Source organism: Arthrobacter sp. Cr_A7, assembly GCF_029222765.1.
Taxonomy (GTDB): domain Bacteria; phylum Actinomycetota; class Actinomycetes; order Actinomycetales; family Micrococcaceae; genus Arthrobacter.
In genome coordinates, this window is sequence record NZ_JARHXQ010000258.1 from 1 (window position 1) to 6,221 (window position 6,221).

A 6,221-nucleotide genomic window follows, 5' to 3' on the forward strand; every position below is an offset into this window, starting at 1 on the left:
GGCGATTCCGTAGCGGATCCAGCCCAGGACGTCGTACCACCTCGTGGGCTTTTCGGGCGGCGTGCAGACTGGCGGGACGCTGCCGTCTGCAGCCACCTGCACGTCCACGGTAACTGCCGTGCCGGATTCGGCTGCCGTAAGCACCAGCGTGGCCAGGCCGGCGGCCGCTCCTGCGGGAACCGCGAGGCTGACGTCGGCAGTACCCCCAGTGACGGGCACCGTGCCCAGCTGCGTGACAGTACCTGCCGAGTCGGTGAACACGGCCGACAACGCGGTGTTGACCGGGCTGCCGAGCGACGTCAGGTCCAGCTTGGACACCGTGAGCGTCACAGCCTCACCGGGCTTGACCTCGGCGGGCGTCGTGTTGGTGACCGCCACTGAACGCCGGGCGAAGTCCGGTGAAACGGGACTGGTCTTTTGCAGGTAGCCGATCCAGGCGTCCCGGTCCACCAGTCCTGAGTCACGGGTGTTGGTGCCCTCCGTGAAGATCCGGAAGTTGTCACCGCCGGTTGCCAGGAAGCTGAACGTGCCCACCCGGTAGGACTTCGCCGGATCCAGCAGCTCTCCGTTGACACGAACCGACGTGATGCGGTCACCCGCCGCGCGGGCCGCGTCGTAGGTGTAGTTCACGTTCTTGGACAAGCCAAGCTGGAGGTAGGCGCGGCTGGGAACCGTGCCGTCCGCGTTGGTCTGCCATTGCTGCTCCAGCAACGTCTTGAGCTGGGCTCCCGTCAAGGATGTGGTCCACAGGTTATTGACGAATGGAAGCACCGCGTTGGCTTCGGCGTAGGTGATGGTGCCGTCAGGTGCGTAATAGAGCTCGTTTCGCAGCCCGCCCGGGTTGACCACGCCGATTTCCGCGCCACCCAGCTCGGCCGGCTTCAGCGAATCCAGCAGGGAGTCGGCCACCAGGTTGCCCAGCGTGGATTCGCTGGCGCGGTCGTCGCGCTTGGCGGCGCCGGTGGCGTCCGGGGTGAAAGCGGTGGTGATGTCCGCAGTGACGGTGCCTACGGGCTGGTTGCCGATGACCGCGGCGTCAGCCAGGGCCTTTTGGACGATCGCGTCCACGGCGGCAACCCGGGGGTAGGCGGCAATGAGGTCGGCAGCGGGGTCGGTGGTGCGCTTGACGTTGCCGGCCTTGTACCCGGTGACCTGCTTGGTGGCGGTGTCGACGGTGAGCTGGATCTGCCCCACGTTCTCGCCGTAGTTGCCGGTCTGCACGATGGGGCGTGTCTTGCCTTCACTGCCCGGAACAGGGGCATCCCACGCGTATTCCTTGTGCGTGTGGCCGGTGAAGATGGCGTCCACGTCCGCGGATGTTTCGGTGACCAGTTTGGCGAAGGGGCCGCCGGCTGCGACTTCCTCCTCCAGCGTGGCACCTTCCACAACTCCCGAGCCGGCGCCGTCGTGGTTTTCCACAATGATCACGTCGGCAAGGTTTTCCGCCGTGATCCTGGCGACCGCGCGGTTGATGGCGTCCACGGGGTCACCGAACTCGAGGTCGGCGACGCCGGCGGGGGTCACCAGCGTGGGGACCTCCTGGGTGACGGTGCCGATTACCGCCACCTTGATGCCGTTCAGCTCCAGCACCGTGAACTCCGGCAGCACAGGCTCCGTGGTGCCCTTCCGGTACACGTTGGCTCCCAGATAGGGGAACTTCGCGTTGCTGCCACCCGCGATGACGCGGTCCCGCAGGTCCGCCCAGCCGCCGTCGAACTCGTGGTTGCCCACGGCGGATGCCCGCAGCTCCAGGGCGTTGAGCACGTCGATGGTGGGCTGGTCCTTGGCGACAGCGGAGGCAAACAGCGAGGCACCGATGTTGTCACCGGCCGAAAGGAACGCTGTGGCACCCGGAGCTGCGGCCGCGCGGAGCTTTTCGATGGTTCCTGCGAACTGGACCGTATTGGTATCGATCCGGCCGTGGAAGTCGTTGATGCCCAGGAAATTCAGGTCCACCGTGGCAGGCGCAGAAGTCAGGTTCAGGCCCACCACCACCGGATCATGGTCGCTGGCCCGGAACTGGTCCGGCGCGTAGTAGTTGGTGACGTTGTTGTTGTAGCGGCTGTACTCCAGCGCCACGGACTCCACGGAGTTGATGTTCCAGATGTCCGCACCCGTGACCACGGCATTGGCGGCAGGGGAGGCCAGGATGTGGTCGAGGGAGCCGACCATCCCGCCGAAAAGGTAGGAATGCTTGGCAGAACCGTCGGCGTTGCGCGCCTTGTCGTCCTGGTTGACGTATCCCGCGGATGTGAAGACGTTGATGGGGTCTTCCTTGCCATACGCGTTGAAGTCGCCGATCAGGAACACCTTGTCCGTGCCCTTGGCGGACTGCAGGGAGGTGGCGAAATCCAGCAGTGACCTGGCTTGGGCGGTACGGGCCAGGTTTGAGGCGCCCTGCCCCTTGTCCGTGTCGTCCGGGGTTGCAGCCGATCCCTTGGACTTGAAGTGGTTGGCGATGGCGATGAATTCGGTGCCGGCGCCGCCGCCCACGGGCTTGAACACCTGGGCCAACGGTTTGCGGGCACTTGCGAAGGCAACCGTGTCATTGTGGATGATCGATTCGCCCACCGGTTCGGCCACGGCCTTCTTGTAGATGAAGGCGGTACGGATCATGTCCTCGTCGGCCAGCGGGGGTGCGTTGGCGGGCGAGCGAACGTAGTCCCAGATGCCGGGGGTGGCGGTGTTCAGGGCGTCCACGAGCTTGGACAGGGCGTCGTCGCGGTTCTTGCCGAACTGTGCTGAGTTTTCGATCTCCATCAGGCTGACGACATCTGCGCCCGCCTTGGTAATGGCGGACACAATCTTGTCCTGCTGCCGCTGGAAGTTCTCGGCGTTGGCTGCCCCGCGGGCGTCGCAGCCGCCACTGACCGTGATGGGGTTGCCGTCACGGTCCTCGTAGAACGTACATCCGGCCAAGGTGTCGCCCGTGGTGGGGAAATAGTTGAGCACGTTGAAGGAAGCAATCTTCACATTGCCGCCCACCGCAGCCGGGGCGTCCGTCCGGGTGGCACTGAAGCCCGCCGGCTGGACGGTGGCCTTGTTGGTGCCGGTCAGGTGCGTCAGCGGCTGGAGCTTCCAGGCGTTGTTGGCGTAGCCCAGGACCACGTTGGTGGTGAACGTCGCGGGGGAACCCACGCGGACGGGGTCTTCCGTGGTCAGATACGGCAGAACCGTTGCCTTGGTGGCTGCGTCCCGCAGGAAGTTGGTGCTGGAGCCGTCATCGAGCTTGATGCCGCGGGCGGCGTTTTCGGCCACGACGGCGGCATGCTCCGGCGTGCCGTAGGGCGCCACCGCGGTGGGCTGGACCAGGGGAGTGGTGCCTCCTGCCAGGCCGATCTCGCCGTACTGGTTGAGGCTGTAGTTGTCAGTGACGGTCAATGGCCCCTGGGGTGCCAGGAGCATTCCTTCGAGGGATTCCCGGAACGTCTCGTTGGCCGGCAACGTGAAAATGGTCGGCTTCACTTCAGGGGCAGCTTCGGTCAGCTTGGCCAGCCCTGCGGCGGCGGTGACATTCAGCTGCGTCATCCCGTAGTACTCGGCCACCGTGCCGGTCACCTGCACGTAGTCACCAATCCGGACGGAGGCTACCGTGGCGGGGGAGTAGACGAAGATGCCGTCTGATGCGGCATGGGTGGTGGCCGGAAGGTCTCCGCCGGTGCCGGCCGTCTGGATGTAGTAGCCGTTCAGCCCGCCGGTGGGGAACGCCGCAGTAACTTTGCCGGTGGTGGTGACAGTGGCGCCCACCAGCGGGCTTCCGGCACCGGTTCCTTGGATGTCGGCGATGGCCTTGATGACCGGATCGGGGGTCGGTTGGGGCGTGGGACCGGGGTCGGGGGCAGTTCCGCCGGAGGGAGTGGGGGTGATGGCGGCGCTGAGTGTGAAGTCTGCAGTGTTGCTGTTGGTGTCCGCTCCGCCGGTCCTGTTGAGGCTCTTGACGTCACTGTTGCCCGCGGGGGCGGCGGCTGCCAGGGTCTCGTAGGTGTTGGACGTGCCATAGCCGAGGAGGTCGGCCACACCGGCGGGCTCCACCTGCGAACCGGTGGAAAGTCCGACGGCGGTTGGCTGCTTTGCGAGGACGAGGGTACCTCCGCTGCCGCTGACGTTGAGGGCGCCCGTCACGAGGTCGGCGGCCGGCAAGTCGGCGCCGGTGGTCCCGTTGCTTCCGCCTTGCACCAGGTAGTGGCCCTTGGCGGGGATGGATCCGGACAGCGGGGCCACACTGGTTGGTGCGGCAGTGCCGGTGGCTGAGCGGTACTGCAACGACCAGCCGTCCAGGGGTACCGCAACGTCAGAGGTGTTGTAGAGCTCCACGAATTTGTTCTTGTACGCGGCGCCGCTGCTGCCGCCGCTGAGGTAGGCCTCGTTGATCACAACGGGCGAGCTGCCTGCCGCGGCTGAGACCTCCGCGGCCGCCGGGACAACTGCCAGGGGAGCTGCGATGAGCCCCGCGGACAGGGCTGTTCCCAGCGCTAGTTTCCAAGGTGTTTGATGCATCCGCTCTTACTTTCATAAGGGTGTCCCGGTGGGGGACCCGATGGAGTGTGTCCGGGTTGTACCGACGGACAAGTGGCCCCGGACCCTGCTCCTGGTCAAGTGGTTTCCGGCACATCACAACAGCGCTGAATGAACGCAGGGTGGATAGAGCGTGCATTCGGTGGACGTTCCCCAGCGGAACGTGCCGCCCACCGGCCTGGAGCCCCCGTAGCCCGGTTCCGGTGATGCTGCTGGTTTTGGTTTTGTGGCCGGCGCCTTCCCCCAAATGTGCCGGTCATCACAAAGAATACCGGCCGGTAGCTTCCAGAAAAGCGGTGCACCGCGGATAAGTCCAAAGAATTTACGGGGCGGCAACAAGCGGTCGGAAAAGGTGCGGCCGGCCCGGCGGAATCGATGCGCCTCACCCGAGGGACAATGCCAGGCTTAAAACGAAGGACCCCTGCCGGCCAGCATGCTGGCGGACAGGGGTCTTCTTTGCGGAAGGTAAGAGATTCGAACTCTTGGTACGGGGTTACCGCACACTAGTTTTCAAGACTAGCTCCTTCGGCCGCTCGGACAACCTTCCTCAACTAGTAGTGTTTCATAGGCACTTGCCTGCAACAAAACAGAGCCCGGAAGGCTGCCGGTGCACACTGGTTGCAGCCAGTATTCAGTCAGGAACGGAAGTGGTCTATGAAAGCCGTCTACATATCGGAACCGGGCGGCCCGGAAGCCCTCGAGGTCCGCGAGGTGGAGGCGCCGGTGCCGGGTCCCGGCGAGGTGCTGATCGATGTGGTTGCCGCCGGCCTGAACCGCGCGGATGTGCAGCAGCGGCGGGGCTTTTACCCGCCGCCTCCCGGCGCGTCGGACATACCGGGCCTGGAGGTTTCCGGCCGCATCGCGGGCTTTGGCCCGGGGGTTACCAAGGCGTTCTCGCTGGGCGACAAGGTGGTGGCGCTGCTGGCCGGCGGCGGCTATGCGCAGCAGGTGGCGGTCCCGGCAGAGCAGGTGCTGCGTGTGCCCGACGGCGTTGACCTGGTGACGGCCGCTTCGCTGCCGGAGGTTTCCGCCACGGTTTATTCCAACCTGATCATGACGGCCCAGCTGCAGCCGGGTGAGACGGTCCTTATCCACGGTGCAACCGGTGGAATCGGCACCATGGCCATCCAGCTCGCCAAGGCTTTCGGCGCCAAGGTGGCCACCACGGCAGGAACTGATGAAAAAGTCAGCACCGCGAAAGCCTTCCTGGGCGCGGACATTGCCATCAACTACGCCGAGGAGGATTTTCCGGAAAGCCTCCGCCGGCAGAACGGCGGAAAAGGCGCGGACGTGATCCTCGACGTCGTCGGAGCCAAGTACCTCCAGCAGAATGTGGATGCCCTGGCAGACTACGGCCGTCTGGTGGTCATCGGCCTGCAGGGCGGCACCAAGGGGGAACTGGACTTGGGGCAACTCCTGAAGAAGCGCGCCGCAGTGGTGGCCACGGCGCTCCGGCCCCGGCCCGTTGAGGAAAAGGGCGCCATCATGAACGCGGTCAGGGACGCCGTATGGCCGCTGGTCACGGACGGGCGGATCCGCCCGCTGGTGGCCAAGACGTTCCCGCTGGACCAGGTGCAGGCCGCGCACCGGTACTTCGACAGCGGGGACCACGTCGGCAAGATCCTCCTCCTGATGTAGGCGGTAGATACTCAGTATTGTGCTGCGGCGCGGGCTCGGCTAGGCTTCGGGGCATACGCGGTATGCAC

General features: G+C 65.4%; 2 protein-coding genes and 1 tRNA gene. 1 reads left to right on the plus strand and 2 read right to left on the minus strand.

The window, feature by feature from the left end; translation table 11 throughout:
• Both P2Q66_RS15260 and P2Q66_RS15265 read right to left on the minus strand, forming a co-directional pair.
• The coding region (locus P2Q66_RS15260) for an ExeM/NucH family extracellular endonuclease (RefSeq protein ID WP_275729450.1) at positions 1 to 4,497 on the minus strand (4,497 nt) is incomplete at its 3' end.
• 477 nt (positions 4,498 to 4,974) lie between these two features.
• Positions 4,975 to 5,062: transfer RNA gene (locus P2Q66_RS15265), tRNA-Ser, on the minus strand.
• A gap of 107 nt (positions 5,063 to 5,169) precedes the next feature.
• Between P2Q66_RS15265 and P2Q66_RS15270 the strand changes: the two genes are divergently transcribed.
• Positions 5,170 to 6,153, plus strand: a complete 984-nt coding sequence (locus P2Q66_RS15270) for an NAD(P)H-quinone oxidoreductase (protein ID WP_275729452.1) — start codon at positions 5,170 to 5,172, stop codon at positions 6,151 to 6,153.
• Positions 6,154 to 6,221: the final 68 nt, after the last annotated feature.

Bases quoted from the DNA above. Each gene is read 5' to 3' on its own strand.
- P2Q66_RS15270 (WP_275729452.1), top strand. From the start codon at position 5,170: ATGAAAGCCGTCTACATATCGGAACCGGGCGGCCCGGAAGCCCTCGAG.